We start from the raw sequence: 26,962 nt of genomic DNA on the forward strand, positions 1-26,962 counted from the left end.
ATGTTACTTTATTTCGCGGACTATTTAATGACATTCGAGGGTGGGTTCAGGGTATTTCATTACCTGACCTTTCGAGCCATTTTAGGTGCGCTGACTTCCCTGATAATTTCGTTCATTATTGGTCCTTTCATGATAAGGAAATTGACCCGCAAGAAAATCGGTCAAAGCATTAGAGAACTAGGTCCACAGTCTCATTACGAAAAAGCCGGTACACCAACGATGGGCGGTACGTTAATATTGGTTGCCATCGCTTTTAGCACCTTGTTATGGGCCGACCTAAGCAATCGCTATATCTGGGTTATTTTGCTGGTCACTTTGGGTTACGGTGTTATCGGATTTATTGATGATTATCGTAAAGTAGTCAAACGGAACAGCGATGGCTTATCAGCAAAAGCCAAATATTTTTGGCAATCCATTATTGGATTCATGGCTGCTGTTTTTCTTTATCAAACTGCCATTGTTCCAGCAGAAACTCAGTTCTTCGTGCCGTTTTTTAAAGATGTCATGCTCGATATGGGCTGGATGTACATCGTCCTAAGTTACTTTGTTATCGTCGGTACCAGCAATGCCGTCAATCTGACCGATGGACTGGATGGCTTGGCAATCATGCCGACGGTTATGGTCGCCGCAGGTTTAGGCATATTTGCGTACCTGTCAGGACATGTGGGTTTTTCAGAATATCTAGCTATTCCTTATTTACCCAACGCAGGCGAATTGATCGTTTTTTGTGCGGCATTAGTGGGTGCTGGATTGGGATTTTTATGGTTCAACACCTACCCAGCAATGGTGTTCATGGGTGATGTTGGCGCATTAGCTTTGGGTGGTGCTTTAGGTGTATTAGCTGTGTTGGTCAGACAGGAAATTGTATTAGTCATCATGGGTGGTGTATTTGTCATGGAGACGGTGTCCGTGATAATTCAGGTGGCATCCTACAAAATGACCGGCAAGCGGGTATTTAAAATGGCACCTATACATCATCATTTTGAATTAAAAGGCTGGCCTGAGCCGCGCGTGATTGTAAGATTCTGGATCATCACTTTTATTTTGGTATTGGTCGGTTTAGCGACTTTGAAATTAAGATGAAATTGGATAAAAGCACCATTATTAAACGATTAAAAGCCAATTTGGGTTTGGATGTTGCTACATCCAAAATTGTGGTCGTAGGCCTGGGAGTTACCGGTGTTTCAGTCGCGCATTATTTGGCGCAGTTAGGTTTTAATTTTGTTGTTGCAGATAGCAGGGAACAGCCTTCTGGCATAAATCAGCTGCGGGAAGCATTAGGTAATATAAGCGTGTTTTCTGGCGCATTTGACGAGAAATCATTCAGTAATGCGACCCACCTTATAGTTAGTCCTGGCATCCCATTAACTGAAAAAGCCATAGTGGAATCTGTAAGCAAAGGTACACAAGTCATCGGGGATATCGACTTGTTTTCCTGTTCCGTCGATGTACCGATTGTTGCCATTACTGGTTCCAATGGCAAAAGCACAGTGACCACTATGTTGGGTGAAATGGCTGATGCAGCAGGAATAAAAGCAGGTGTGGGTGGAAATCTTGGCGTAGCCGCACTGGATTTGTTGGATGAATCAGCAGACTTATATGTACTGGAGCTTTCCAGTTTTCAACTGGAAAGAACTAGCCAATTGAACGCAGCAGCTGCAACAGTATTGAATGTAAGTGCTGACCACTTAGACAGGCACGCAGATATTGCCGACTACGCTGAACAAAAACAGCGGGTATTTATCGGTGATGGCGTAATGGTTATCAATGTTGATGATCCCGTTGTACTCGACATGCACGAAGAAGGCAGAAGTACCATTACTTTTTCGATACAGACAATAGCCGATTTTTGCATTGGCAAAGACAATGGCGTTGAGTATTTAAAGTGCGGGGAAAAAGCATTGATGCCTTTATCTGAGCTGCCGCTTGAAGGCAGACATAATGCCGCAAATGCTTTGGCTTCATTGGCATTAGGTACAGCAGTTGGCTTAGACGAACAAGCCATGTGCAAAGCACTCAAAGCATTTAACGGATTGCCACACAGGATGCAGCGAGTGGCTGAAAGTGCAGGTATCACCTGGGTTAACGATTCCAAAGCTACGAATATCGGTGCTTGCATTGCCGCAATACAAGGTTATCAACATAAGGTGATCTTGATTGCCGGCGGTGATGCAAAAGGCGCAGATATGCGTGATCTGATTCCAACAATAAAGGAAAAAACTAAAGCTGTAGTGTTGATGGGTAAAGATGCCGGATTGATAGAGCAAGCCATCAATGGTTGTGTTCCAGTACATAATTGTTCAACTATGAAGCAAGCAGTTAGCGTCGCAGCAAGCATCGCAACCGCTGGAGATACCGTGTTGTTGTCGCCCGCTTGCGCCAGTCTTGACCAATACAAAAATTATCAAGATCGAGGCGATCAGTTTGCTCAAGCCGTAATGGGGTTGGTTGACTCAAATCATAATTGTAATGGTGCAACATCACGATCATCTAGGGTGGGCGTATGAACAGGCAAGCGGCGCAACGCTTCCACTTCGATCCGATGTTGGTTACGGTCACTCTCAGCCTATTGTTGATAGGTTACGCTATGGTGGCATCATCTTCTTTACATTTGGGTTTGGAGCAGAAACAAGATAGCTTTTATTATCCCATTAGGCAGTTGGTTCATATTTTATTAGGTTTAGGATTAGGTTTAGCTGTCGCCAGAATTCCAATGGAAAGCTGGGAAAAAATCGGTTCTGGCTTGTTCATCGGTGGCTTGTTTTTGCTGGTTATCGTATTGATTCCAGGTTTAGGCGTAAAGGTTAATGGCAGTATTCGTTGGCTATCGTTAGGTGGGCTTCGAATCCAAGTTTCCGAAGTGGTGAAGTTTTTTTCGGTGATCTATATGGCAGGTTATGTCACCCGACATAAGGAGAATTTACAAGGCTCGGCATACGGCATTATCAAACCGTTATTGTTGTTTTCTGTGGCTTGTGTATTGTTATTGCTGGAGCCAGATTTTGGTTCAGCCGTCGTGATTCTTATGATCGCTATGGGTGTGATGTTTTTGGGTGGGGCTAGATTAAAGCAGTTCATCATTTTGCTGGCGTTAGTTGTCGCCTTAGCAGCGTCCTTGGTTATTGTTGCACCCTATCGAATGGCTAGGGTGCTGAGTTTTCTTAATCCTTTTGATGACTATCTAAAGTCAGGCTATCAGCTTTCGCAAGCGCTTATCTCTTTTGGTCGTGGTGAAGTGCTTGGGGTGGGTCTAGGTAGCGGCATTCAGAAATTATTTTATTTACCAGAAGCCCATACCGACTTTTTGTTTTCGGTAATCGGTGAAGAATTGGGTTTACTTGGTGTGATGACCGTGGTTGGTCTGTTCGCATTGCTAATTTGGCGTGCCTTTACCATAGCTGTCGCCGCCGAACAGTCGGGTCAGCAGTTCTCTGCTTTTATAGCTTATGGATTGGGTATTTGGATAGGCTTTCAATCGTTCGTCAATATGGGTGTCAATATGGGGATTTTGCCTACCAAAGGCTTAACCTTACCATTAATGAGTTATGGCGGTAGCAGCATGATGGTCATGTGCTGCGCTTTTGCCTTGTTATTCAGGGTGCATAGTGAAACAGCGGCACTTAACATAGAAACACCACAGGCAAGGTCAAAATGGGTAAGCGCATAGTCATTATGGCAGGGGGAACAGGCGGGCATGTATTTCCTGCGTTGGCGGTCGCCCAGTGGCTTATCGAAAATGGTTGGCAAGTCAGTTGGCTAGGTACTCATAAGGGGCTGGAAAGCAAAGTTGTACCTGAAAACGAGATAGAGATAGATTGGCTTTCTGTCACCGGAGTACGTGGGAAAGGCGTGCTATCGAAAGTGATATCTGGTTTTAAACTGATACAAGCTTGCGGACAAGCGCTGGCAATTCTACGTCGACGTAAACCGGATGTGGTACTGGGTATGGGCGGTTTCGTTGCAGGACCAGGTGGGTTGATGGCAAGGTTGTTAAGGATACCGCTGGTTATCCATGAGCAAAATCGTGTCGCTGGAACAACCAACCGATTGTTGGGAAAAATCGCAAACCAAGTTTTAGAAGCGTTTCCGAATAGTTTTAAAAAAGAATTTAACGCCAAATGCACGGGTAACCCATTACGAAAACAGTTCCAAAATTTGCCAGAAGCAAAAGCTAAGTTTGACCAGCACAGCTTGCGGCTATTAGTTATAGGCGGCAGCCAAGGCGCACAAGTATTAAATGAATTCATCCCTGATGCACTGGTAAGCATTAACGATTTAGAAGTAAAGCATCAGACCGGAACAGCTATGCAAGAACAGGTAGCCAGACGTTATCAAGAATTAGGCGTAAAGGCAGAAGCCACGGCTTTTATCCAAGATATGGTATCTGCCTACCAATGGGCTGACATGATTATTTGCCGAGCCGGTGCGATGACCGTAAGCGAGGTATCGGCAATGGCTTTACCAGCTATTTTAATTCCGTTGCCTAATGCCATTGACGATCATCAAATGGCTAATGCGCGTTATTTATCTGATGCAGGTGCAGGTATGATATTGCCGCAAAAAGACTTGAATACAAAGAACCTGATAGAACTTATCACCAAGGCTCAACAGCAACTTGATGTAATGACAAAAGCAGCTAAACAATGTGCGCGGATGGATGCAACAGAAGTTGTAGCACAGTTTTGTATCAGTGAGGCAAGCAGATGATTGCTAATACTTTATTAGAACCAAACCGTGTATTTGGCAATATCAAATGGATACATTTTGTGGGTATTGGCGGTACGGGCATGTGTGGAATAGCCGAGGTTTTGCATAACCTGGGTTACACCGTATCGGGATCGGATATTAAAAAAAGTGCGGTCACTCAAAGGCTGGCTGACTTAGGATTGACGATAGCAATTGGTCACAAACGTGAAAATATCAAACAAGCCGATGTGGTCGTGGTTTCTAGTGCCGTTGACCGTGGCAATCCAGAAGTAGACGAGGCTTACCTAAGCAGGATACCCGTTATTCCCCGTGCGGAAATGTTGGCGGAATTAATGCGGTTCAGGTTTGGTATTGCCGTTGCGGGGACGCACGGTAAAACGACAACAACGAGCCTGACGGTTTCCATGCTTGCCGAAGGTGGACTGGATCCTACTTACGTCATCGGCGGTCGGTTAAATAGTGCGGGTGTAAATGCCAAGTTGGGATTGGGTAACTACCTTGTAGCAGAAGCCGACGAAAGCGATGCTTCTTTTCTGTATTTGCAACCGATGATGGCGATAGTCACCAACATCGACCAAGACCACATGGCGACCTACCAGAACAATTACCAACGCTTGAAAGATACGTTCATCGAGTTCCTGCATCATTTACCATTCTATGGTTTGGCTGTGATGTGTATTGATGATGAAGGTGTTAGAGAGGTTTTGCCAGCAATATCCAAACCAGTAACAACTTACGGTGTCCATCAAGATGCTGATGTACGCGCTGAAAATGTCAAGCAATCAGGGATGCACACTTCTTTTGAAGTGGTGCGAAAAGGTAAGGCAACAAAATTACAAGTCACCTTGAATATGCCGGGTTGGCACAATATGCTCAATTCACTTGCGGCCATCGCAGTGGCAACCAAGCTGGAAGTTGCTGACGAAGCTATCGTCAAAAGCCTAGCCGCATTTAAGGGCGTGGGTAGACGCTTCCAGGTCAATGGCGACCTAGCTTTTAACAACGGTAAGCTGACCTTCGTAGATGACTATGGACATCATCCCCGCGAGCTTGCAGCAACGCTGGAAGCCTTACGTCAAGCTTGGCCGGATAGACGGGCGATTATCATATTTCAACCGCACCGCTATACCCGTACCCGCGATTTATTTGAAGATTTTGTACATGTACTTTCTACAGTCGATGTCCTGATTTTGATGGATGTTTACTCGGCAGGTGAAACCGTCATTCCAGGCGCAGATGGCAGGGCATTGAGTAGAGCAATACGAACGCGTGGCAAGGTTGATCCGGTGTTTTTGGAAGATTGGGAAGAACTGGCAGCCGTATTGGCAAGTATAGTCAAAAAGGATGATGTAATTTTAACCGTAGGTGCAGGGAATGTTGGTCAGATTGCTACGCAGTTACCAGAATTATTGGCAAAAGCAATAGCCGCTTTGAGTGGGCATGGCAATGACTGAATTAAAAGGTCGCTTATTAATCAACGAACCATTGGTTAAGTACACCAGTTGGCGAGTAGGAGGCGTGGCTGACCGACTGTATTTGCCATTTGATAAACAGGACTTATGTGCATTCATCAAAACTCTGCCTGACAACGAGCCGGTATTTTGGATGGGTCTTGGTAGTAATCTGTTGGTAAGGGACGGTGGAATTAGGGGTACGGTGATTAACACCAAAGGCCGCTTAAAAGACATGCGGATTAACGACGACGGATCGGTCTATGTGGAAGCTGGCGTTCCCTGTGCCCATGTGGCACGTTTTTGCGCGGATAAGTGCTTGGCTGACGCAGAGTTTTTGGCGGGTATCCCAGGAACGATAGGTGGCGCATTGAAAATGAATGCGGGGGCATTTGGTGGCGAAACTTGGCGCATCGTAAAAAGCGTGGAAATGTTGAATGCTAAAGGCGATGTTACACAGCGAGACCCAACGCATTTTGAGATTAATTATCGTTCAGTAAAGAACGAAAATAATGAATGGTTTTTGTCCGCAAATTTATCGTTAGCTCCAGGTGATTCCGCAAGCAGCATCCAGAAAATTAAAAACTTACTGGAGACAAGGGCTAAGACCCAGCCAACCAACCAGCCAAGTTGCGGGTCAGTATTTAAAAATCCAGAAGGTGATTTTGCGGCGCGGTTAATCGAAGTAACAAAGCTAAAAGGCTATAGCATTGGTGGTGCATGTGTGTCAGAAAAACACGCAAACTTTATTGTGAACACCGGCACAGCAACGGCAACAGATATTGAGAACCTTATTAAATATGTCAGAAGAAGAGTGCAATACCTTCATGGCGTGGAATTGCAAACAGAGGTGTGCATGGTAGGCGAGGAAAAAGCGTGATAACAAAACCGGAAGAATTTGGACGGGTAGCAGTACTGATGGGTGGGTCTGCGGCGGAACGCAAAGTATCGTTGAACAGCGGTGCGGCAGTCTTTGCAGCATTACAACGCAAGGGTGTAGATGCTACTGCCATCGACGTAACAGGTAGTGCTATTGATGCACTAAAAGGAAAACAGATTGATCGGGTATTCAATATTGTTCATGGTCGCGGCGGTGAGGACGGGGTATTGCAAGCCGTACTTGAAGTATTGGACATTCCTTATACCGGCAGTGGCGTACTGGCTTCTGCTTTAAGCATGGATAAGATGCGGACTAAATTATGTTGGTTAGGTTATGGTTTGCCTACACCTAAATGGTATCTGTTAAAAAGTACGGATGACCTTGATTGTTGTATTGAAAACTTAGGCTTTCCGGTCATCGTCAAACCAGCTAATGAAGGTTCGAGTATTGGTATGAGCAAAGCCAACAATCGGGATGAATTGGCAAAAGCCTTGCAAGTTACGGCTGAATTCAACTGTGACATTTTTGCGGAATCTTGGGTAGTGGGCAAAGAATATACCGTAGGTTTGCTAAATGGCGAAGCCTTGCCAGTCATTCGTTTGGAAACACCCAATGCGTTTTATGACTATGAAGCCAAATATAACGCCAACACGACCAAATACCACTGCCCATCTGGCTTAAGTGCCGATCAGGAAAAACAGTTGCAGCAGTTGGCGGTAACAGCAAGTGATGTGGTCGGCGTAAAAGGCTGGGCAAGAGTCGATGTTTTCATTGATGAATCGGGTCAGCCCCAACTCATTGAGATCAACACCGTGCCGGGTATGACTGACCATAGCTTAGTACCTATGGCGGCGAAACAAGCGGGTATTGAATTTGATGAACTGGTTTGGCGAATATTGGAAACGAGTTGTCGGAAGTAAACGATGCAAGCTGTAAAAACACTGTTGGTTTTTGCGCTGCTAGCGTTGGCAGTTTGGGGCTTGAGACAGCAGGTTGTTAGCGATAAGGTAACAGAATCCCTGCCTGTCCGCTATGTGCGTACCGAAGGTGTTTTTCAGTATTTAAGTAAAGAAGAAATTAAAACGGCATTGATGCCGTTAGTTACAGCCAGTATTTTTGATGCGGATATGCAGAAGATACACGAGACGGTTACAAAATTGGCTTGGGTAAAAAATGCAAGTGTTGAACGAGTTTGGCCGGATACGATTGATATAAGGGTTCATGAACGTAAGGCTTATGTGCGTTGGGGACAAAATGGCTTACTGACTGAATATGGGGAATTGTTTACACCTAGCAATGTGGATCAGTTTCAATCTTTATTATTAGTAGATGGGCCAAAACAGCAGGAAGCTAAAACCTTAGAAATTATGAAGGGCGTGAACATAGCCTTGGAAGATCAAGCCTTGGAACTGGCGGAATTTAAGGTGAATGACAGAGAAGCTTGGGAAATTAAATTAAAAACAGGTCTGGAAATATTGTTAGGACGAACTGGTCAGTTAAAGAAATTACAGCGATTTTTGGATACTTTCCCCGTTATTGGGCAGGAAAAAATCGCAGCGATGCAGGTAGTTGATTTGCGTTATCCGAATGGTTACGCAGTGTCATGGAAGCCCGAAAGTGAGCCGATAGATTGGGGTAAACCAAAAAATCAAGAAACAAAATAGATTGTCAATATAAAGACGACACAGAGTAAATAATATGGCGAAGAAAACAGAACGTAATTTAATAGTCGGGCTAGACATAGGCACTTCCAAAGTGGCTGCTATCGTAGGTGAGCTATCCAGCGATGGAGTCCTAGAGGTCATAGGAATAGGTTCTACGGTTTCCCGTGGCCTAAAAAAAGGCGTAGTGGTTAACTTGGAATCGACAGTGCAATCCATACAACGCGCCATCGAGGAAGCCGAATTAATGGCAGGCTGTCAGATTAAATCCGTGTTTGCAGGTATTGCTGGTAGCCATATCCGTAGCCTAAATTCGCATGGCGTGGTGGCGATCAAAGATAAGGAAGTCACTCAGTACGATATAGATAGAGTGATTGATTCCGCTCGTGCGGTCGCAGTTCCAGCAGATCAGAAGATTCTCCACATCTTGCCGCAGGAATTCATTATCGACTTACAGGATGGTATCAAGGAGCCAATCGGCATGTCGGGCATACGCCTAGAAGCCAGGGTTCATATGGTGACTGGAAGTGTCAGCGCATCGCAAAATATCATCAAATGTATTCGGCGCTGCGGTCTGGAAGTTGAAGACATCGTGTTGGAACAATTGGCTTCCTGCAATTCAGTATTGACAGAAGATGAAAAAGAGCTGGGTGTCTGTTTAATCGACATCGGCGGTGGTACGACGGACATTGCAATTTTTGCCGAGGGTGCGATCAAACATACCGCCGTCATTCCTATAGCCGGCGACCAAGTGACTAACGATATTGCCGTGGCTTTACGGACTCCCACGGTTAATGCTGAGGAAATTAAACGCAATTACGCGTGTGCGTTAACCCAATTAGCCAGTGTTGATGGGGTTATTGAAGTAGCCAGTATTGGCGACCGTCCACCACGGAAAATTTCCACACAAAATCTAGCCGAAATTATCGAGCCACGGTATGAAGAACTCATGTTGCTCGTGCAATCGGAGCTAAGGCGTAGTGGCTATGAAGAATTGATTGCTGCTGGCATCGTGTTAACTGGTGGTAGTTCAAAGGTTATGGGGTTAATCGAATTGGCGGAAGAAATATTCCACATGCCAGTGCGTATGGGGATGCCACAAAATGTCAACGGATTGACAGAAGTGGTAAAAAATCCAATCCACTCTACTGGAGTTGGATTGTTAATGTATGGGAAGGAGCATCAAGGTGGGAACAGGAGTGTTGATCCAGAGGATTTAGGATTTTTTGCAAAAGTGAAAAGTTGGTTTCAGGGAAATTTTTAAACAATAGCAAGTCTTACTAATGAAGGTGTAATTATGAAATACGAATTAATGGATATGTGTAGTGAAAATGCGGTAATTAAAGTTATCGGTGTAGGTGGCGGTGGCGGTAATGCAGTCAATCACATGGTCGATTGCCATATAGAAGGTGTTGAGTTTATTTGTGCAAACACTGATGCACAGGCGCTTAGAAAACTGAATACCAGTACGATTATTCAGTTGGGTGTTGAGCTGACCAAAGGTTTAGGTGCAGGTACAAACCCAGAAATTGGCAGGCAAGCTGCGGAAGAAAACAAAGATCGCATTAAAGAAGTGATTACTGGTGCGGATATGGTGTTCTTGACGGCTGGCATGGGTGGTGGCACAGGTACTGGAGCCATTTCGGTAATTGCTGAAATTGCCAGGGAGATGGGTATATTGACAGTGGCAGTTGTCACTAAACCTTTCTCATTTGAAGGTAAAAAGAAAATGGCGGTAGCAGAGCAAGGTATTGCCGAGCTGGAAAAATATGTTGATTCAGTCATCACCATACCCAATGAAAAATTATTGCCGGTATTAGGAAAGAATGCTTCCTTGATGAATGCGTTTAAAGCAGCGAATGACGTATTACTGGATGCTGTCCAAGGCATTACTGATCTAATCGTTCATCCTGGCATGATTAACGTCGATTTTGCTGATGTACGGACAGTCATGTCAGGCATGGGTGCTGCCATTATGGGTACAGGTACAGCCAAAGGCGAAAACCGCGCACGGGAAGCGGCAGAAAAAGCCATTGCTTGCCCTTTGCTGGAAGACATCAATTTACAAGGTGCGCGTGGCATTTTGGTGAATATATCTGCTGCTGATATGGGCATTGCTGAATTTAATGAAGTGGGTAATATTGTCCATGAATTTGCTTCAGAAGATGCCGTCATAAAAATCGGCACAGCCATAGACTCAGCATTAGGTGATGAAATAAAAGTAACCGTGGTAGCTACCGGAATGGGTCTGCCACGAGCGCAAATTATCAGATCTACCGATAGATTGATGCAAAGAGCGGCCGCTGGTGAAATAAATTATGGTGTGCTGGATAAGCCGACTGTCATGCGCCAAAACAGACCTGAAGCTAGAGAAACTCGGTTTGGCGCACAGCCCAAGAAAGAGATGGATTTAGACTATTTGGATATTCCTGCCTTTTTAAGACGGCAAGCAGACTAGCAGTTTATGGTTTGCATTACCTTACATTGGGGCTGAATGTGTTAAAATAGCTTTCTGCCCCACTTACTTGGCTTAAGATATGATTAAACAGCGAACCTTAAAAAATACGATTAGAGCGACTGGTGTAGGTCTACATACTGGCGAAAAGGTGTACTTAACCTTACGCCCAGCAGAGCCTAATACTGGGATTCGGTTTCGGCGTGTGGATTTGGAATTCCCAGTTACTATTCAGGCGACACCTGGAAATGTCGGCGAAACGGTGCTTTCAACTACCTTGGTTTCAGGTGCTACCAAAATTTCGACGATAGAACATTTGCTTTCCGCTTTTGCTGGCTTAGGCATCGATAATGCAATCATTGATGTCAGTGCCGCAGAAGTTCCTATCATGGACGGGAGTGCTGGACCTTTTGTGTTTTTGTTGCAATCAGCAGGTGTTGAAGAGCAAGATTGCCCTAAGCAATATATCCGTATTAAGCACAGTGTACGGGTCGAAGATGGTGATAAATGGGCAGCTTTCGAGCCGTTCGATGGTTTCAAAGTTACCTTCACTATAGATTTCGAACATCCGGCTTTTGAAGATAATGTTAAAACGGCGACGATGGATTTTTCATCAACGACGTTCGTAAAGGAAGTTAGCAGGGCAAGAACTTTCGGTTTTATGAAAGATATTGAGATGCTCAGACAAAATAATCTCGCCTTGGGTGGTAGTCTGGATAATGCCATCGTGGTAGATGACAGCAAAATCCTCAACGAAGACGGCTTGCGTTACGCTGATGAATTCGTTAAGCACAAAATTCTTGATGCGATTGGCGACCTTTATCTCTTAGGTCACAGCCTGATCGGTCAATTTACCGGTTACAAGTCCGGTCATGGGCTAAACAACAAGCTGCTTAGAACTTTACTGGCCGATACCGATGCTTGGGAAAAGATTACCTTTGACGACGAAGAACAAGCGCCGATTTCCTTCATGCCATCTGCTGAGTCGCCTCGGTCTGCTGCATAAAGATTAGCTATTTCTAAGGTGTAAACGTGCTAGGGTTGAGCTGAGTTTATCCAGCGATTGCTTGAGTTGTGAGTCCGTTATGGTGAGGCTATAGCTATTAATATCGTCTGCGACGGTTTGAGAAGGAATAACTGCAATGCGTTTTTTGCGGGTATTCGCAGTTTCCGACACATTGATTACCTTGATCTGTAATGCGGATACAGTATCTGAGTTAATAGATTCAATGGCGGTTAGTATGGTGTTGCCGTAAAAACGTAATTGAGAGGCCCAAATCGCAGAATCTGTGTAAATAAGCAGTTTTTTGTTATTGGGATTTTTGTTATTAAAAACGCAATGTAAAGCATGATCGGCCAATTCTTTTGGTAATACGGCTTTAATGTGTTCCAAAATGGCTAATTGCTGGTTGATTTGTAGGCAAAGCAAGGCAATTGTTTTGTTAGGGTAAGATAAAACTGCCTTTAAGGGTCTTGCGTTTTGTACCATATTGGATGCTAGTCGTCACTTGTATAGCTATCATAGCCGAATTTGGTCGCAACATAACCGACAATATTGACAGAACATTTCACCGCACCTTGATTTTAGCCGCTTCGGCTCATCATCAAGATTAGGCTTTTAATAGAAGTTATTGATCTTACTCAAATAGTTAAGCATCAAGAGATATTGTTTTTTATTAACAAGTCATTGACACGGTGTCCACATCTCTATACACTTGACCCAGCTCGAAATTGATTTACCGCTATGCTTATCTCTACGAAGTTTTTCTGTATTACTCGTCCTGTTTATCATTAAGTAACCTTCAAATTTCCCAGCTCCATCAGCCTGACGGCTTTAATTACTCTATACAAAAGGAACACTCATGACAACTGGTACAGTTAAATGGTTTAACGCAGAAAAAGGTTTTGGTTTTATTCAACAAGAAAGCGGTCCTGACGTTTTCGTTCATTACCGCAACATCAGTGGTGGTGGTTTTAAATCTCTTGATGAAGGCCAAAAAGTAAACTTTACTATCACACAAGGCCAAAAAGGCCCACAGGCAGAAGAAGTTACTCTCGCTTAATTAAGAAATAATTAACCACAGCCCTATCGCACCAAGGTGTGACGGGGCTGTGGTTTTTTTGTGCCTAAATTTTACGGTTAATCATATCTACGATTGTTATAAAGCAGCCATCCATTAGGGTGGTGTCCTCTTGGATCTCGATGCGTCCAATGTACAACGCCGCCTTTATTGTTCCATTCGTACTCACCAGAAAAAGAAATAACCTCCCCTTCTTTCAAGCCCTCAACTTTAGCCACTAGATCAATATTGTGTGCGATGAGAATCTTCTGCCCAGAATCTAACTGCACCAAAAACCGCTGATGCTTTAGCCCGTGGTCGTCGTCCCAGAAAATTTTGGCAATTCGCCCTGTTTGGTTTACCTGAATATTACTTTGTTGATTATCGAACGCTTTTTTAAAGGTGTCTAAGTCGGTTAAATCAGAGCTAGTACTTTGTGGTAAAGGCTTAAGTCCAAAACTACCTCGATTAGATTGTAGAAAAACCGAGCAAATGCCCAGTAAAAGCAAAATAATGAGCTTTATAAATCGTTTATTAACCGATGATTTTTGCATAGAGGGTTTTAGTTTGCTAAACATAACGGTAAGCTAAATTGTGCGTATGACTTGAGATTATCGTGCCTTAGCCCAATATTCACAAACGGATTGATTATCAGGCAAAATGCCCTAAAAATATTGTTTGCGTATGTTTTAGCTGATACAACAGCTTCTGCACTCAGAACTGCGGCTGTTTTATGTACCTAATAAGCCAGACAGTATATAATCAACGGTTTGATTCAATTTACATCGGAAATACACATGCTGAACAAGCTGGTTAGATTTGTTTTTGGAAGCCGAAATGACAGGCTTGTCAAGAAAAAGAAGAAACTTGTCAAAAGGATTAATGCGTTAAGCTCAGACTATGAAAAATTATCTGATGAAGCATTAAAAGCCAAAACTGATGAGTTTCGTAATCGGCTCAATAAAGGCGAAAAGCTTGATAACCTTATCCCAGAAGCCTTTGCAGTAGTCAGAGAAGCCTCTTCGCGGGTCTTTGGAATGCGCCATTTCGATGTGCAGTTTATCGGTGGGATGATCCTTAACGACGGCAAAATTGCCGAAATGAAAACTGGGGAAGGTAAGACCTTAATGGCTACCTTAGCCGCCTACCTCAATGCCTTGCCTGGACACGGCGTACACGTCGTCACCGTCAACGATTACCTCGCCAAACGGGATTCCGAATGGATGGGCAGGTTGTACAGCTTCTTAGGGCTGACCACAGGCGTGATTATCAGCCAGATGGAACACGATGAACGAAAAACATCGTATGCAGCAGACATCACTTACGGCACCAACAATGAATTCGGCTTCGATTATCTACGTGACAATATGGCGTTTAACTTGGAGCAAAAAGTCCAGCGCGGATTAAATTTTGCCATCGTTGATGAAGTCGATTCCATCCTGATTGACGAGGCTAGAACGCCGCTGATTATTTCTGGGGCAACAGAAGAAAGCACTGAAATTTATATTAAAGCCAATGCCATCATCCCTTTCCTAATTAGACAGGAAAAAGAACAAGGCAACGGTGATTACTGGGTTGATGAGAAAGAACGCCAAGCCCATTTGACCGAGAAAGGTCATGAGCATGTAGAGTATTTAATGGTGGAACACGGCTTAATGGCGGAAGGCACCAGTTTATATGATGCGACCAATATCCGTTTGATGCACTATTTAAGTGCGTCTTTGCGAGCGCATACCTTGTTCAAACGCGATGTCGATTACATCGTACAAAACGATCAAGTCATTATTGTTGACGAATTTACGGGTCGTATTATGCCAGGTCGGCGTTGGTCAGAGGGTTTACATCAGGCGATTGAAGCGAAAGAACGCGCCTCAATCCAAAATGAAAACCAGACGATGGCTTCGATCACCTTCCAGAACTATTTCCGCTTGTACGAAAAGCTTTCTGGCATGACGGGTACGGCTGATACCGAAGCGTTTGAATTAAATAAGATTTATGGCTTAGAAGTTGTCGTCATCCCCACGCATCGGAAAATGATCCGCAAGGATTTGGGCGATATGGTTTATTTGACCGCCGACGAAAAATATAACGCCGTTGCAGAAGACATCAAAGATTGCGTTCAGCGTGGACAGCCAGTTCTGGTGGGTACAACGTCCATCGAGAATTCCGAGCGGGTATCGGTTTTGTTGAACAAACTGGGTGTTAAGCATGAAGTGCTGAACGCCAAGCAACACGAACGCGAAGCGCATATTGTCCAACAAGCCGGTATGCCTGGTGCGGTAACAATCGCTACCAACATGGCGGGTCGAGGTACTGATATTGTCTTGGGCGGCAACCTAGACGCTGAATTAGCCGCGTTAGGTGCTGATGCCAGTGCAACAGATAAAGATAAGGTTAAAGCTACTTGGCTGGAACGTCATAACCAAGTCATTGCCTCTGGCGGCTTGCATGTTATCGGCTCAGAACGCCATGAATCACGCCGTATTGACAATCAATTGCGCGGTCGTTCTGGTCGTCAGGGCGATCCTGGTTCCTCACGCTTTTATTTGGCGTTGCAAGATGACCTGATGCGTATTTTTGCATCTGACCGTGTGGCTGGCTTGATGCAAAAACTGGGCATGGGCAGTGGCGAGGCTATCGAACACCCTTGGGTTACCCGCTCCATCGAAAATGCCCAGCGCAAAGTAGAAAACCGCAACTTTGATATTCGTAAAGAAATCCTGGCTTATGACGATGTTGCCAATGACCAGCGTAAAGTGGTCTACTCGCAGCGTAACGAGTTAATGGAAGCTAAGGACATTTCCGACATCATCGTCGAAATTCGCAAGGATGTGGTGAATAACCTCATCACCCAGTATATCCCACCTAAAACTATGGAAGAGCAGTGGAATATCAAGGGATTAGAAGAACATCTCTATCAGGAATTCAATACTGAAGTCCCGATCCAAACCATGCTAGACCAAGACAAAAAGCTACAAGAAGCAGGGCTACGCACTCGGATTATTGAAGCGTTGGGGCAGTTATACAAGCACAAAGAGCAGCAAATGAGTTCAGATGTCATGCGCCACTTTGAAAAATCCGTCATGCTGCAAGTGTTGGATAACAGTTGGAAAGAGCATTTAACCGCAATGGATTATCTGCGTAAAGGCATACATCTTAGAGGCTACGCGCAGAAAGATCCCAAGCAGGAATACAAGCGCGAAGCCTTCGAGATGTTCACCAACTTACTCGACCACATCAAGTACGAAGTCACCCGAATCTTGTTCCGTGTGCAAGTAAGCCAAGAGGAAGACGTACAGGCGATGGATGAGCAAATGCAAGCCCCTAGGGAATTACATTTTGAACACGCCGAGGCATCATCTGCCTTGGGCGAATACGATCCAGAAGCCGCTCTCGAAGAAATGCCAGCCGCGCCTGCCCAGCCTTTCGTAAGGGAAAGCAACAAGGTAGGTCGTAATGACCCTTGCCCTTGCGGGTCAGGAAAGAAGTTTAAGCAATGTCATGGGAAGTTGAATTAGGTTTATGGGTAGCTGTTGTAACCCTCTCTAAGGGGAGAGGGTTGGATGAGGTGTAGCTAACCAGAAAGGATGGTCATTTTTAAGCAAGGTCGCTGAAGTGAGATATTTTCTTTGCCTTGTTTAAGCCATATGCGTGGATGAATGTGGAAATAACAGAAACACAACATGCAAAACATTTAAATGAAAAAATCCAGGGATGCCACTCGCTCACGATGTCTTTTTCAGATTACGCCCAATAAATAAATCATTAGAACTCGCAGCATAGTGGACACTGGTTGTTGGTGAGGACGTACCAGAATATTTGATGCTCAGAAATACTAGAGTGTTCTCACCCACCCTCTAACACTACAATACACTAAATATTTGGGTTCGTTTTTTACAGGAAAGGAAATGCTTAGAGTTATCGGGAATTAATGTCACGGATTCAAAAATTACTTATGGTGTTAACGCACGCTGTGCACTATCAACCCTAATTTCAGGCTTGATAGTAGCATTCCTGAGGTCAACTACACCAACGCCGGTACTTTTTAATATATTTAATATTTTACTAACCTTAGCTTTGGGCTTATGGGATTTAAGTGCTGCCCACGCTCCAGTAACCAATGGCGCAGAAAAGGAAGTACCTGCCAATACAACCTCATTTCCAGTGGGATCAATAGCAAAATAGGGGATGCCAATATTTTGTCCCGGCGCAAGCAGATCGAGAGAACGGGCACCATTTGAAAAGTCGGTAATTGCATGTGTTACTGGGTCTGTCGCACCAACGCTAATAGCTTCAGGAATGCAGGCAGGTGAGCTAACTTGGTAAGGAGTACCATCATTTCCACTAGAAACGATAGTTGCAACCCCAGCTTGACGGAGTAGTTTAACGGTTCGACGGAGTGGCCCTCTAAAGCACTCACCAGGTCCACCAAGACTCATATTAACGGCTGCAACATGGAAGCGACGATGAATTTTGAGAATATAATCCAGAGATTTTAGTATATCGCTATTATAAAATCCTATGCAAGGTGCTGGATCTGGCGCACAAGATCCGCTTTGAGTGAACAAAGAATCCGCTTTGATGGCAATAACCTTGGCTTCTGGGGCAACTCCGGAACCTACAAAGCCTGGCAACCTGCTATTTCCTGCTGCCAAGATAGCAACAAATGTTCAGTGTGCACAACCAATGTCACCTACTTTGCATCTGACGTTGGCGGCATTTTTTCCAATAACTGAGGTATGCCCATTACGGCAAAGAGGTGTAACGGTTTTTATCCCAGTTGGCTTGTCTTCTATCCTAGATGAGAAGCAGGCTTCCCTGACCACTTTTTTACGTAGATAAGGATGAGATTTGTCTACACCGGAGTCGATGACTACGACTGATTGACCTTTTCCTGTATAACCTAGGCTCCAGCCTACATCTGCACCTATTTGACCAATACTGACTTCGTGAGATAAGGGAAAGTAAATATGATCTTCAGAGATTGAGTTGACTCGCGCTGACTTACGCAAGTTCTTTAATTCATCTTCTGTTACTGATAAGGCCATTAATGGGAGGTGCTGATAATGCTTCATTGCTTTCGCATTTCCTATTGAAACATCTTCCAATAACGCTTTTTGTTGATACTCAATTAATCGAGTTCGCTTGATTCGTTTTTGTTTAATTTTGGAATAATCTTTTTCAGTTAAGCGTTCATTTAATTCGACCAGAACCTTTATGTTACCTTTATTATGGGCTTTTTTAGCAAGTTGATTGATTTCAGCAGGGGTGTCTACATCAGAGTCGGTTGACTCGGAAGTTGAAGTCTCTTGTGTTGGAGGTGATGCCTCAAGAAGGGGCGGGCAGCAAAATAAAAGTACTGTTAATAAGTAAAGATAAGGAAATCGTTTCATATCTTGCTCCATGTGCGTATGTGTAATGGGCGGAAATTAGTGTTATGACACTCTTTTGCAATACATAAAAAAGCTATCAGTATAGTATTAATTACACTTTTTTATGATATTTCGCCGATATTGTTTCAATTGCCAGCACATGTTCAGTGTAACGCATGCACGATCTACCTTAGATTTAACCAACCATGAAAAACGAAGGATATTAGTCAGAATAGATTGAAAGTACTGTGATATCTAAAGTTTAGCCATGCCATTGGCTTACGTTTACTCTTGCAGGAGAAAAAGCGACTCGCACTTCTGGTGCGAGAACCCAATTAAAATCAATCGTCGCGGTAGTGACACATTGTCTTAATAACACCCACTCTGTTAAAGTTGCTTGAATACAGCCAATAAGGTGCTTATTCAATGACCACTCATACACACGCCCACGCCCACGACCACAAACCCAATCGCCAAACCCTCTACGTCGTTATCACACTCGTACTCGGCATTGTAGTTGGAGAACTGCTCAACATAACATTCGGTGGCACAGGGGAAGTCAAGCCTAACCCGCTATTAAGTCAGATTATCACGGTTTTTACCGTGCTAACTGATATTTTCCTGCGCCTGGTCAAGATGATTATCGCGCCCTTGGTGATTTCCACGCTGGTCGTAGGTATGGCTAAGATGGGCGACATCAATACCGTTGGTCGTATTGGGATTAAAGCGTTGCTGTGGTTTTTCTCGGCATCTTTGTTCAGCTTGTTGTTGGGCATGTTGCTGGTGAATGTGTTTGAACCAGGGAGTTCGCTACATATCGACTTACCCACTGTTGGTACTGCAACGGGTTTGCCGGACGTGAAGCCGACACTCAGCACATTTGCCGCCCATATCTTCCCGAAAAGTGTGGTTGAAGCGATGGCAAACAACGAGATATTGCAAATCGTGGTGTTTTCCATGTTCTTTGGCGTGGCTTGTGCATCGTTGGGCGAGCTGGCGCAGCCGATGGTGAAATTGCTGGATTCACTGGCGCATATCATGCTGAAAGTTACCAGTTACGTGATGCACTATGCGCCCGTGGCGGTATTTTCCGCCATAGCATCCGTGATCGCACAACAAGGCATAAGCGTGTTGCTGACTTATGGCAAATTTATCGGAGAATTCTATTTCGGGCTGTTTTTGTTGTGTAGTTTGCTCGGTTGTTTTACTTTCCTGTTTCTAGGGCGCAGGATTTTTTCGTTAATCAACCACATTCGTGAGCCGATGCTACTGGCTTTCGGCACAGCCAGTAGCGAAAGTGCCTACCCCAAGCTTTTGCAGCAACTGGAACGCTTCGGGTGCGACGAAAAAGTTTGCGGCTTAGTGCTACCGCTCGGTTATTCCTTCAACCTCGACGGCAGCATGATGTACATGACTTTTGCCGTCCTGTTTATCGCCCAAGCTTATGGCATTGATATGCCGCTTGCTGACCAGCTTTTGATGCTGTTGGTATTGCTGTTCACCAGCAAAGGCGTAGCAGGCGTACCCAGGGCATCGTTGATTGTGATCTCCGCCACCTTGTCGATGTTCAATATCCCCGAAGCCGGATTATTATTGTTGCTAGGAATCGACCAAATCTTGGACATGGGGCGCAGCGCGACTAACGTATTCGGCAATAGCATGGCATCAGCGGTGATTAGTCGATGGGAAAAGGCGTTGAAGTAGATGGCTGATTCGCAAAAGGAATCTGTCATGGCGATTGAACTTAACAAGCAAGGCAGTAAGAAGCTTCACGAAACCCTTTATGTTCAGGTTTTGGCTGCTATTACGCTCGGTATTTTGCTCGGTCATTTCTGTCCTGATATAGCCGTTTCGATGAAACCCTTGGGCGACGGTTTTATCAAGCTTATCAAGATGATTATCGCCCCGATTATCTTCTGCACCGTGGTAACGGGCATTGCCGGTATGCAGGAGATGGACAAGGTCGGGCGAGTCGGTGTTAAGGCCCTGATCTATTTCGAAGTGGTAAGCACGTTGGCGCTGATTATCGGCTTGTTGGTCGTTCATCTCATTAAACTCGGCGTGGGTATGAATGTTGATGCCAGTTTATTGGATACCAAAGGCCTTGCCACTTATACGGATGCCGCAAAGGCTCACGGAGTGGTCGATTTCCTGCTCAACATCATCCCGACCAGCGTGATTGATGCCTTTGCCAAGGGCGATATTTTGCAGGTGCTGCTGTTTTCATTGTTATTCGGCTTTCCCCTCGCTGCCATGAAAGACACAGGGGCGGAGGTTGTGAACTTTATAAGCAAAATTTCGTACGCCCTGTTCGGGATCGTGGAGACAATCATGAAGCTCGCTCCCATCGGCGCTTTCGGGGCGATGGCGTTTACCATTGGTAAGTACGGTGTTGCTTCACTTGTGCCACTGGCAGCTTTGATAGGTAGCTTTTATCTGACTTGCTTGCTGTTTATATTTGGTGTACTGGGCTTGATTGCAAGATTGACTGGTTTCAGCATTGTGCGCTTCATCGTTTACATCAAGGATGAATTGCTTATCGTGCTAGGTACGTCATCGTCAGAATCGGTATTGCCGCGCATCATGGTAAAGCTGGAGCAATTAGGTTGTTCCAAATCGGTTGTGGGGCTAGTTATCCCCACGGGCTATTCGTTCAATCTCGATGGCACGTCGATTTACTTGGCTATGGCGGCACTTTTTGTTGCCCAGGCAACCAATACGCCTTTGACCTTGACGCAGGAATTAACTTTGCTGGGCGTGTTGCTGCTGACTTCCAAAGGTGCGGCGGGAGTGACGGGTAGTGGTTTTATCACGCTGGCTGCCACGCTTTCAACCGTGCCGACTATTCCGGTTGCAGGGCTTGCCTTAATACTTGGCATTGACCGCTTCATGTCCGAAGCCCGTGCTTTGACCAACTTAATCGGCAACGGCGTAGCCACGATAGTCGCGGCAAAGTGGGAAAATGAGTTAGATTATCAAAAGCTTAATACGCAACTTAAGGCAAACTCTCCAAACAATGCCTAAAGTTTTCTCCGCGCTTTCTCACAAGCTGATGGCGTTGTATGGCTTGCCGCATCTTACTCATTCGATGGTGCTGTTGCCTTTGGTGTTGTTTATCCCGTCGTTTTACGCAGATGACTTGGACTTGCCCTTGGCAAGTGTGGGGCTGGCGATTGCGGCTTCACGGTTGTTGGATGTGTTTATCGATCCTTTCATGGGCATCCTGAGTGACCGCTGGCTTACCCGTTGGGGGCGGCGCAAACCTTGGTTAGTGGTTGGTACGCCGTTATTAATCCTGGCAACCTGGATGGTTTTTGTGCCACAGCAATCGGCATCCGTGTGGTATCTATTTATGTGGTCTAGCTTGCTGTTTTTGTCGTTTACGGTTTTTGATTTGCCTTACAAGGCTTGGGGAGCGGAACTTTCTAGCGATTACAACGAACGCTCGCGCATTGCGGCTTGGCGAGAAGCTTTTGGTGCCAGTGGGCATATCTTGTTTCTGTTCATTCTAATGGTGATGGGTTACCTGGGTTATCACGGTAATCGTGAGCATCTTCAGGTGATTGCTTTGTTGGTTTGCGTTGGATTGCCAATTTTTGTGGTTCTGGCGGTGTCTAAAGTGCCTGAAAAACCAGCGGAAAATTTGAATAATCAAGAACACGTCATCGGCTGGTCGGGGCTGAAGCTGGTGTTCCGTAACCAGGCTTTTGTGAGAACGTTGATTACGCTCGTGCTGTTTGGCACGGGGCTGATGATACAGGCCACCTTACATAAAATGGTGTTGAAGCATATTGTAGGACGACCTGAGTTGTTTTCCCCGATGATACTTGCCGAAACCGTGGCATCTCTCGCCTGTTTGCCATTATGGATTGCACTTTCTTATAAGATAGGTAAACATCGGACGCTGACATTCGCGGGGCTTTGGATCGGTTTGTGGAGTTTGGCATTACCCTGGGTCGGTCATGGTGACATAGAGTTGTATGTCACCTTGATCGTATTGCGCGGTAGTAGCCTGGCATCTATCATTTTCTTGTCTAACTCGATAGCCGCCGATGTCGTCGATCATGACACACTGGCATCAGGCCGTCAGCGTACGGGTTTTTATTTCTCGCTGTGGGGCATGGCTATCAAATTGGCTATCGGCTTGGGTGTGTTTTTGGGAACATCATTGCCTGCATTTTACGGCTTCGAACCTTCGTTGGCTGCCCATAGTCAGGCTACCGAATTTGCCCTGATGAGAATTTATGGCTGGCTGCCTTGTTTTATTATGCTACTGGGATTCCCGCTTATGTGGCATTTCCCGATCACCAAGGCGAAACAACAAGCGCTGCGTAGCCAAATTGAGGCAAGGCTTAAGTAAGGTGAGATAACATCGTGAGAATTGCCTTAATCAGCGATGCATGGCATCCTCAAATCAATGGGGTGGTCACGACCTTAACCAATACCGTTGCTACATTGAAAAGGCTGGGGCATGAGGTTGAACTCATCACGCCTGATCGTTTTAAGACTTACCCTTGGCCGGGCTACCCCGACGTAGGTATGGCGTTTCTTTGCGGCTCTCGGTTAAGACCCATCATCAAGGCATTTAAGCCGGATGCGATTCATTTGGTCACTGAAGGCTCGATTGGTTTTGCGGCTCGGCGTTATTGCCGCGAGCTTGGCTATCGATATACCAGCTCCTATCTTAGCCAATTCCCAGAATACTTTAAGCTCCGCACCGGTTTTCCGATGTGGATAAGCGAAGCTTACCTGCGCTGGTTTCATTGTGAAAGCGCTAATGTCATGGTGGCGACTGCATCCCTGGAACAGGAAATGCGTGAAAAGGGGTATCAGCGTTTGGTGCGCTGGTCGCGGGGTGTAGACACCGAGCTATTTAGACCCCGTGACAAAGATTTTATTAAAGACCCGCGTCCGATATTTATGTGTATCGGGAGGGTTGCCATCGAAAAAAATATCGAAGCATTTTTGAAACTTGAACTCCCTGGCACCAAATATGTCATCGGCGATGGTACACACAAAGACCTATTGGCAAAAAAATATCCTGCCGTCCGTTTTACCGGATACCAGCAAGGTGAAAACCTAGCGCGTTTTATGGCCGCCGCCGATGTCTTTGTTTTCCCCAGCTTGACTGATACCTTCGGTGTCGTGCTACTGGAAGCCTTAGCCAGCGGTGTTCCGGTCGCAGCTTACCCCGTGCAAGCACCCAAAGGGGTCATCACTGATGTCAAGGTCGGAATCTTGAGCGAGAACCTGCAACATGCCGCAATGTCGGCTTTATCGTTAAATCCGCAAGATTGCCGAAAATACGCGTTGGAATACACCTGGGAAAAATGCACCCAGCAATTTGTGGACAATCTTGTTCATATTGTTTGATAAAGCGTTACCATACTCAAAAGTTTTCGGAGTCAAAAAACATGTTTTTTGATCCCTTATAAACAGTGCATGTCGACGCGCAAACCTAGGTTTGCACGCCAAGTTAACGATGTCTCAACGCTTAACTGTGGGCAGTACTCTTCAGCATGGGAAAGAGTCTAAAGCTAAATCCCAGTTACCCTTGAAAAAATAAATTCTGCCCTTAAATCAAGCGTAGTTAAGTTCATCTTATTTTTAGGAATACAAAAATGTCTGCCAAAGCAAAAAAACAAACCTTAGGTTTTGAAACCGAAGTCAAACACCTCTTACATCTGATGATCCATTCCTTGTACAGCAACAAGGAAATTTTTCTGCGCGAGTTGATTTCTAATAGCTCAGATGCGGCTGATAAGCTGCGTTTTGAGGCGTTATCCAATGACGACCTTTACGAAGGCGACAGTGAATTAAAAATTCGTCTGGCGTTCGATAAAGAAAAACGCACTATTACCATCATCGACAACGGCATCGGTATGACCCGCGACGAAGTGCAGGAACACATCGGCACGATTGCTAAATCCGGCACTAAACAGTTTTTTGAAAAGCTAACTGGCGAACAAGCCAAAGATAGCGAATTGATTGGTCAATTTGGTGTGGGCTTTTATTCATCTTTTATCGTCGCCGATAAAGTTACGCTGACCACACGTAAAGCAGGTGCCAGCAAAGACGAAGCCGCACGTTGGGAATCGGCTGGAGAAGGCGAATACACACTGGAAACTGTGACCAAGGAACAGCGTGGGACGGAAATAGTCTTGCATCTTAAAGAATCCGAAGTTGAATTTTTGGATAGCTACAGATTACGTTCCATCGTACGAAAATTTTCCGACCACATTTCTATTCCGATTATCATGACTAAAGAGGTCATGCCGACTTATGAGGAGGAAGAGGAAGAAAAGGACGGCGAGGAAGCTGAACTCAAAGAGAAAACCCCGCCAGAACCCGAAGATGAAACCGTCAATAGCGCCTCGGCCTTATGGATGAAAGCCCGTCAGGACATAAAAGACGAGGACTACAACGAATTCTACAAGCACGTCAGCCACGATTGGCAAGATCCGCTCGTACATGTTCATAGCAAGGTAGAAGGCACGAATGAATTCACTTTGTTGCTCTACGTGCCAAGCCGTGCGCCGTTCGACCTGTGGGACAGAAACACTAAGCACGGCGTAAAACTGTATGTGCGTAAAATCTTCATCATGGATGATGCGGAACAACTCATGCCGCGTTACCTGCGTTTTATACGCGGAATAGTTGATGCTGGCTCGCTACCATTGAACGTATCGCGGGAAATCTTGCAGCAAAGCAAACAACTTAGCACCATCAAATCTGGCGCAGTCAAAAAGGTGCTGGGCATGTTGGAAGGTGTTGCCAAGAATGAGCCTGAAAAATATGAAAAATTCTGGGCGGAATTTGGGCAAGTGCTGAAAGAAGGCCCGATTGAAGATCATGGCAATAAAGAGCGCATCGCCAAATTGCTACGTTTTGCCTCGACCAAAGCCGATACCGACAAGCAAGAAGTTACTTTGGAAGAGTACGTCAGCCGGATGCAGGAAGGTCAGGACAAAATATATTACGTAACAGCAGAAACGTTTGCCGCCGCCAAAAAAAGCCCACATCTGGAGATATTCCGCAAAAAAGGCATCGAAGTCTTGTTGCTATCTGACCGAATTGACGAGTGGTTGATCTCCCACTTAGAAGAATTTGACGGTAAGCATTTGCAATCGGTTGCTAAAGGCGACCTGGACTTAGGTACGCCGGATGATGAAGAAGCCAAAAAAGAACAGGAAGAAGTCAGCAAAGATTTCGAGGCAGTCATCAAGCAAATCAAAGACGTATTGGGCGATAAAGTCAGCGAAGTCAAATTAAGCCAACGCCTGACCGACTCCCCTGCTTGTGTGGTTGCCGACGTTTACGGCATGAGCCTGAACATGGAGCGGATCATGAAGGAAGCCGGGCAGGGTATGGGCATGGGTATGAACAGAAAGCCGATCTTTGAAATCAACCCAAACCATGCTTTAGTGGCAAGACTAAAGATTGAGCAAGATGATGAACGTTTTGCCGATTTGACCCATATCCTATTTGACCAAGCAATCTTGAGCGAAGGCGGACAATTAGACGATCCTGCGGCGTTTGTGCATAAATTGAATGGGTTGTTACAGGGGTTGTTGAAGTAGTTTTAATAGATACCCACAGTTAAGAAATACGGAGTCAAAAAACATGTTTTTTGAATCCTTATAAACAGCGAATGCCGGAGTGCAAACCAAGGTTTGTACTCCCGCGTGACGGGTTATGTTAACCCGTCACTAAGTGTTTTAACATATTGCCGCTTTAACCACCCACTGAAACCTGCCAAGCCATAACGATTCGTATCAAACTATTTTTATTTTAGCTGACGCGCTTAATCATTTTTTAATCATCATCTCTTCATAATTAGCCCTAAGCTTGATTCTTGGACAGGGGCGCAGTCTGATGCCCAGTTAAGAATCACCTTGACACTACTAGACAGGTTAATTTTAAGGGAGAAAATTATGAAATTGAGATATATGGTATTGGCTGTACCCGTATTTGTTAGTTATGGATCTTTCACTTATGCGGCAACGAAGGGTATGGATCACGATGATTCATACGCACAACATGGACTGAACGAGAAGCCCGGTCACGGTGGTTCTTACCACGAAGACAATCGATACGATTTTGATGACCGCATCAAGGAACTGGTAGGAAACCATCATCATAACCATAACGTCTATTTGAGAATGTGCAGAAATGAGGAAGACGATCATGATTATGGGCATGGCGATCATGACGGACAGGGTGGTCATGATGGCGACTGGGGCGGCGGTCATAACGAAGTACCCGTTCCTGCTGCGTTTTGGTTGTTCGCCCCGAGCTTAATGGGCTTGCTGAGAATCAACCGCAAAAAACCTCAATATGGGTGAGTTGTAGGTTTCGTGTCATGAGGGCGGGGCG

The 26,962-nt window shown here is 45.2% G+C and carries 23 protein-coding genes; 19 read left to right on the forward strand and 4 right to left on the reverse strand.

The window, feature by feature from the left end; all coding sequences use genetic code 11:
* The 11 genes from mraY (at position 1) to lpxC (ending at position 12,160) form a co-directional block, all read left to right on the forward strand.
* Positions 1-1,083 carry a phospho-N-acetylmuramoyl-pentapeptide-transferase gene (gene mraY, locus AC1YY3_RS05540; RefSeq protein ID WP_481823462.1) on the forward strand — a complete coding sequence of 361 codons (1,083 nt, stop codon included), beginning with the start codon at positions 1-3 and terminating at the stop codon, positions 1,081-1,083.
* A complete protein-coding gene (murD, locus tag AC1YY3_RS05545; RefSeq protein ID WP_481823463.1) occupies positions 1,080-2,507 on the forward strand; it encodes a UDP-N-acetylmuramoyl-L-alanine--D-glutamate ligase in 1,428 nt (475 codons plus the stop codon). Before mraY ends, murD begins: the two co-directional genes overlap by 4 nt.
* On the forward strand, positions 2,504-3,667 hold the full coding sequence (gene ftsW, locus AC1YY3_RS05550) for a putative lipid II flippase FtsW (RefSeq protein WP_481823464.1): 1,164 nt from the start codon (positions 2,504-2,506) through the stop codon (positions 3,665-3,667). The genes murD and ftsW overlap by 4 nt, the downstream gene beginning before the upstream one ends.
* On the forward strand, positions 3,652-4,707 hold the full coding sequence (gene murG / locus AC1YY3_RS05555; protein WP_481823465.1) for an undecaprenyldiphospho-muramoylpentapeptide beta-N-acetylglucosaminyltransferase: 1,056 nt from the start codon (positions 3,652-3,654) through the stop codon (positions 4,705-4,707). The genes ftsW and murG overlap by 16 nt, the downstream gene beginning before the upstream one ends.
* On the forward strand, positions 4,704-6,161 hold the full coding sequence (gene murC, locus AC1YY3_RS05560; RefSeq protein ID WP_481823466.1) for a UDP-N-acetylmuramate--L-alanine ligase: 1,458 nt from the start codon (positions 4,704-4,706) through the stop codon (positions 6,159-6,161). Before murG ends, murC begins: the two co-directional genes overlap by 4 nt.
* Positions 6,148-7,038: a UDP-N-acetylmuramate dehydrogenase gene (gene murB / locus AC1YY3_RS05565; protein ID WP_481823467.1), complete on the forward strand. Its 891-nt coding sequence runs from the start codon at positions 6,148-6,150 to the stop codon at positions 7,036-7,038. Before murC ends, murB begins: the two co-directional genes overlap by 14 nt.
* Positions 7,035-7,958, forward strand: coding sequence for a D-alanine--D-alanine ligase (locus AC1YY3_RS05570; protein WP_481823468.1), 924 nt, complete (start codon positions 7,035-7,037; stop codon positions 7,956-7,958). The genes murB and AC1YY3_RS05570 overlap by 4 nt, the downstream gene beginning before the upstream one ends.
* A 3-nt stretch (positions 7,959-7,961) precedes the next feature.
* On the forward strand, positions 7,962-8,702 hold the full coding sequence (locus AC1YY3_RS05575) for a cell division protein FtsQ/DivIB (protein ID WP_481823469.1): 741 nt from the start codon (positions 7,962-7,964) through the stop codon (positions 8,700-8,702).
* 34 nt (positions 8,703-8,736) lie between these two features.
* Positions 8,737-9,963 (forward strand): cell division protein FtsA, encoded by a 1,227-nt coding sequence (gene ftsA, locus AC1YY3_RS05580; protein WP_481823470.1) that lies wholly within the window; start codon positions 8,737-8,739, stop codon positions 9,961-9,963.
* A 33-nt stretch (positions 9,964-9,996) separates the two neighbouring features.
* Complete coding sequence (ftsZ, locus tag AC1YY3_RS05585; RefSeq protein ID WP_481823471.1) at positions 9,997-11,157, forward strand: cell division protein FtsZ; 1,161 nt, start codon at positions 9,997-9,999, stop codon at positions 11,155-11,157.
* Positions 11,158-11,236: 79 nt separating this feature from the next.
* The gene (gene lpxC / locus AC1YY3_RS05590) at positions 11,237-12,160 is read left to right on the forward strand and encodes a UDP-3-O-acyl-N-acetylglucosamine deacetylase (protein WP_481823472.1); all 924 of its coding nucleotides are present in this window, start codon (positions 11,237-11,239) and stop codon (positions 12,158-12,160) included.
* 3 nt (positions 12,161-12,163) lie between these two features.
* On the opposite strand, the gene AC1YY3_RS05595 is transcribed toward lpxC, so the two are convergent.
* Entirely contained in the window at positions 12,164-12,643 is a 480-nt protein-coding gene (locus AC1YY3_RS05595) for a DciA family protein (protein WP_481823473.1), read from the reverse strand.
* Between the two features lie 373 nt (positions 12,644-13,016).
* Here AC1YY3_RS05595 and AC1YY3_RS05600 point away from each other — a divergent pair, with 373 nt between their 5' ends.
* A complete protein-coding gene (locus AC1YY3_RS05600) occupies positions 13,017-13,217 on the forward strand; it encodes a cold-shock protein (protein WP_349027737.1) in 201 nt (66 codons plus the stop codon).
* Between the two features lie 77 nt (positions 13,218-13,294).
* Here the strand turns inward: AC1YY3_RS05600 and AC1YY3_RS05605 are convergent, their stop codons facing one another.
* Positions 13,295-13,792 (reverse strand): DUF3465 domain-containing protein, encoded by a 498-nt coding sequence (locus AC1YY3_RS05605; protein WP_482194353.1) that lies wholly within the window; start codon positions 13,790-13,792, stop codon positions 13,295-13,297.
* A gap of 219 nt (positions 13,793-14,011) precedes the next feature.
* On the opposite strand from AC1YY3_RS05605, the gene secA reads away from it, so the two are divergent.
* On the forward strand, positions 14,012-16,732 hold the full coding sequence (secA, locus tag AC1YY3_RS05610) for a preprotein translocase subunit SecA (RefSeq protein ID WP_481823475.1): 2,721 nt from the start codon (positions 14,012-14,014) through the stop codon (positions 16,730-16,732).
* Between the two features lie 435 nt (positions 16,733-17,167).
* Here the strand turns inward: secA and AC1YY3_RS05615 are convergent, their stop codons facing one another.
* Complete coding sequence (locus tag AC1YY3_RS05615) at positions 17,168-17,869, reverse strand: S8 family peptidase (protein ID WP_481823476.1); 702 nt, start codon at positions 17,867-17,869, stop codon at positions 17,168-17,170.
* A 15-nt stretch (positions 17,870-17,884) separates the two neighbouring features.
* A complete protein-coding gene (locus tag AC1YY3_RS05620) occupies positions 17,885-18,607 on the reverse strand; it encodes a hypothetical protein (RefSeq protein ID WP_481823477.1) in 723 nt (240 codons plus the stop codon).
* 405 nt (positions 18,608-19,012) lie between these two features.
* Here AC1YY3_RS05620 and AC1YY3_RS05625 point away from each other — a divergent pair, with 405 nt between their 5' ends.
* The 6 genes from AC1YY3_RS05625 (at position 19,013) to AC1YY3_RS05650 (ending at position 26,931) form a co-directional block, all read left to right on the forward strand.
* A complete protein-coding gene (locus tag AC1YY3_RS05625) occupies positions 19,013-20,290 on the forward strand; it encodes a dicarboxylate/amino acid:cation symporter (RefSeq protein WP_481823478.1) in 1,278 nt (425 codons plus the stop codon).
* Positions 20,291-21,610: a dicarboxylate/amino acid:cation symporter gene (locus AC1YY3_RS05630; RefSeq protein ID WP_481823479.1), complete on the forward strand. Its 1,320-nt coding sequence runs from the start codon at positions 20,291-20,293 to the stop codon at positions 21,608-21,610.
* Positions 21,603-22,946, forward strand: a complete 1,344-nt coding sequence (locus AC1YY3_RS05635; RefSeq protein ID WP_481823480.1) for an MFS transporter — start codon at positions 21,603-21,605, stop codon at positions 22,944-22,946. The genes AC1YY3_RS05630 and AC1YY3_RS05635 overlap by 8 nt, the downstream gene beginning before the upstream one ends.
* Positions 22,947-22,960: 14 nt before the next feature.
* Positions 22,961-23,959 carry a glycosyltransferase family 4 protein gene (locus AC1YY3_RS05640; RefSeq protein ID WP_481823481.1) on the forward strand — a complete coding sequence of 333 codons (999 nt, stop codon included), beginning with the start codon at positions 22,961-22,963 and terminating at the stop codon, positions 23,957-23,959.
* Between the two features lie 248 nt (positions 23,960-24,207).
* A complete protein-coding gene (htpG, locus tag AC1YY3_RS05645; protein WP_481823482.1) occupies positions 24,208-26,166 on the forward strand; it encodes a molecular chaperone HtpG in 1,959 nt (652 codons plus the stop codon).
* A 354-nt stretch (positions 26,167-26,520) separates the two neighbouring features.
* The gene (locus AC1YY3_RS05650; protein WP_481823483.1) at positions 26,521-26,931 is read left to right on the forward strand and encodes a hypothetical protein; all 411 of its coding nucleotides are present in this window, start codon (positions 26,521-26,523) and stop codon (positions 26,929-26,931) included.
* The last annotated feature ends 31 nt before the right edge of the window (positions 26,932-26,962 follow it).

Source organism: Methyloglobulus sp., assembly GCF_964779595.1.

Coding starts and splice junctions, on each gene's coding strand:
- mraY (WP_481823462.1), top strand. CDS start 1: ATGTTACTTTATTTCGCGGACTATTTAATGACATTCGAGGGTGGGTTC.
- murD (WP_481823463.1), top strand. CDS start 1,080: ATGAAATTGGATAAAAGCACCATTATTAAACGATTAAAAGCCAATTTG.
- ftsW (WP_481823464.1), top strand. CDS start 2,504: ATGAACAGGCAAGCGGCGCAACGCTTCCACTTCGATCCGATGTTGGTT.
- murG (WP_481823465.1), top strand. CDS start 3,652: ATGGGTAAGCGCATAGTCATTATGGCAGGGGGAACAGGCGGGCATGTA.
- murC (WP_481823466.1), top strand. CDS start 4,704: ATGATTGCTAATACTTTATTAGAACCAAACCGTGTATTTGGCAATATC.
- murB (WP_481823467.1), top strand. CDS start 6,148: ATGGCAATGACTGAATTAAAAGGTCGCTTATTAATCAACGAACCATTG.
- AC1YY3_RS05575 (WP_481823469.1), top strand. CDS start 7,962: ATGCAAGCTGTAAAAACACTGTTGGTTTTTGCGCTGCTAGCGTTGGCA.
- ftsA (WP_481823470.1), top strand. CDS start 8,737: ATGGCGAAGAAAACAGAACGTAATTTAATAGTCGGGCTAGACATAGGC.
- ftsZ (WP_481823471.1), top strand. CDS start 9,997: ATGAAATACGAATTAATGGATATGTGTAGTGAAAATGCGGTAATTAAA.
- lpxC (WP_481823472.1), top strand. CDS start 11,237: ATGATTAAACAGCGAACCTTAAAAAATACGATTAGAGCGACTGGTGTA.
- AC1YY3_RS05595 (WP_481823473.1), bottom strand. CDS start 12,643: ATGGTACAAAACGCAAGACCCTTAAAGGCAGTTTTATCTTACCCTAAC.
- AC1YY3_RS05600 (WP_349027737.1), top strand. CDS start 13,017: ATGACAACTGGTACAGTTAAATGGTTTAACGCAGAAAAAGGTTTTGGT.
- AC1YY3_RS05605 (WP_482194353.1), bottom strand. CDS start 13,792: ATGTTTAGCAAACTAAAACCCTCTATGCAAAAATCATCGGTTAATAAA.
- secA (WP_481823475.1), top strand. CDS start 14,012: ATGCTGAACAAGCTGGTTAGATTTGTTTTTGGAAGCCGAAATGACAGG.
- AC1YY3_RS05620 (WP_481823477.1), bottom strand. CDS start 18,607: ATGAAACGATTTCCTTATCTTTACTTATTAACAGTACTTTTATTTTGC.
- AC1YY3_RS05625 (WP_481823478.1), top strand. CDS start 19,013: ATGACCACTCATACACACGCCCACGCCCACGACCACAAACCCAATCGC.
- AC1YY3_RS05630 (WP_481823479.1), top strand. CDS start 20,291: ATGGCTGATTCGCAAAAGGAATCTGTCATGGCGATTGAACTTAACAAG.
- AC1YY3_RS05635 (WP_481823480.1), top strand. CDS start 21,603: ATGCCTAAAGTTTTCTCCGCGCTTTCTCACAAGCTGATGGCGTTGTAT.
- htpG (WP_481823482.1), top strand. CDS start 24,208: ATGTCTGCCAAAGCAAAAAAACAAACCTTAGGTTTTGAAACCGAAGTC.
- AC1YY3_RS05650 (WP_481823483.1), top strand. CDS start 26,521: ATGAAATTGAGATATATGGTATTGGCTGTACCCGTATTTGTTAGTTAT.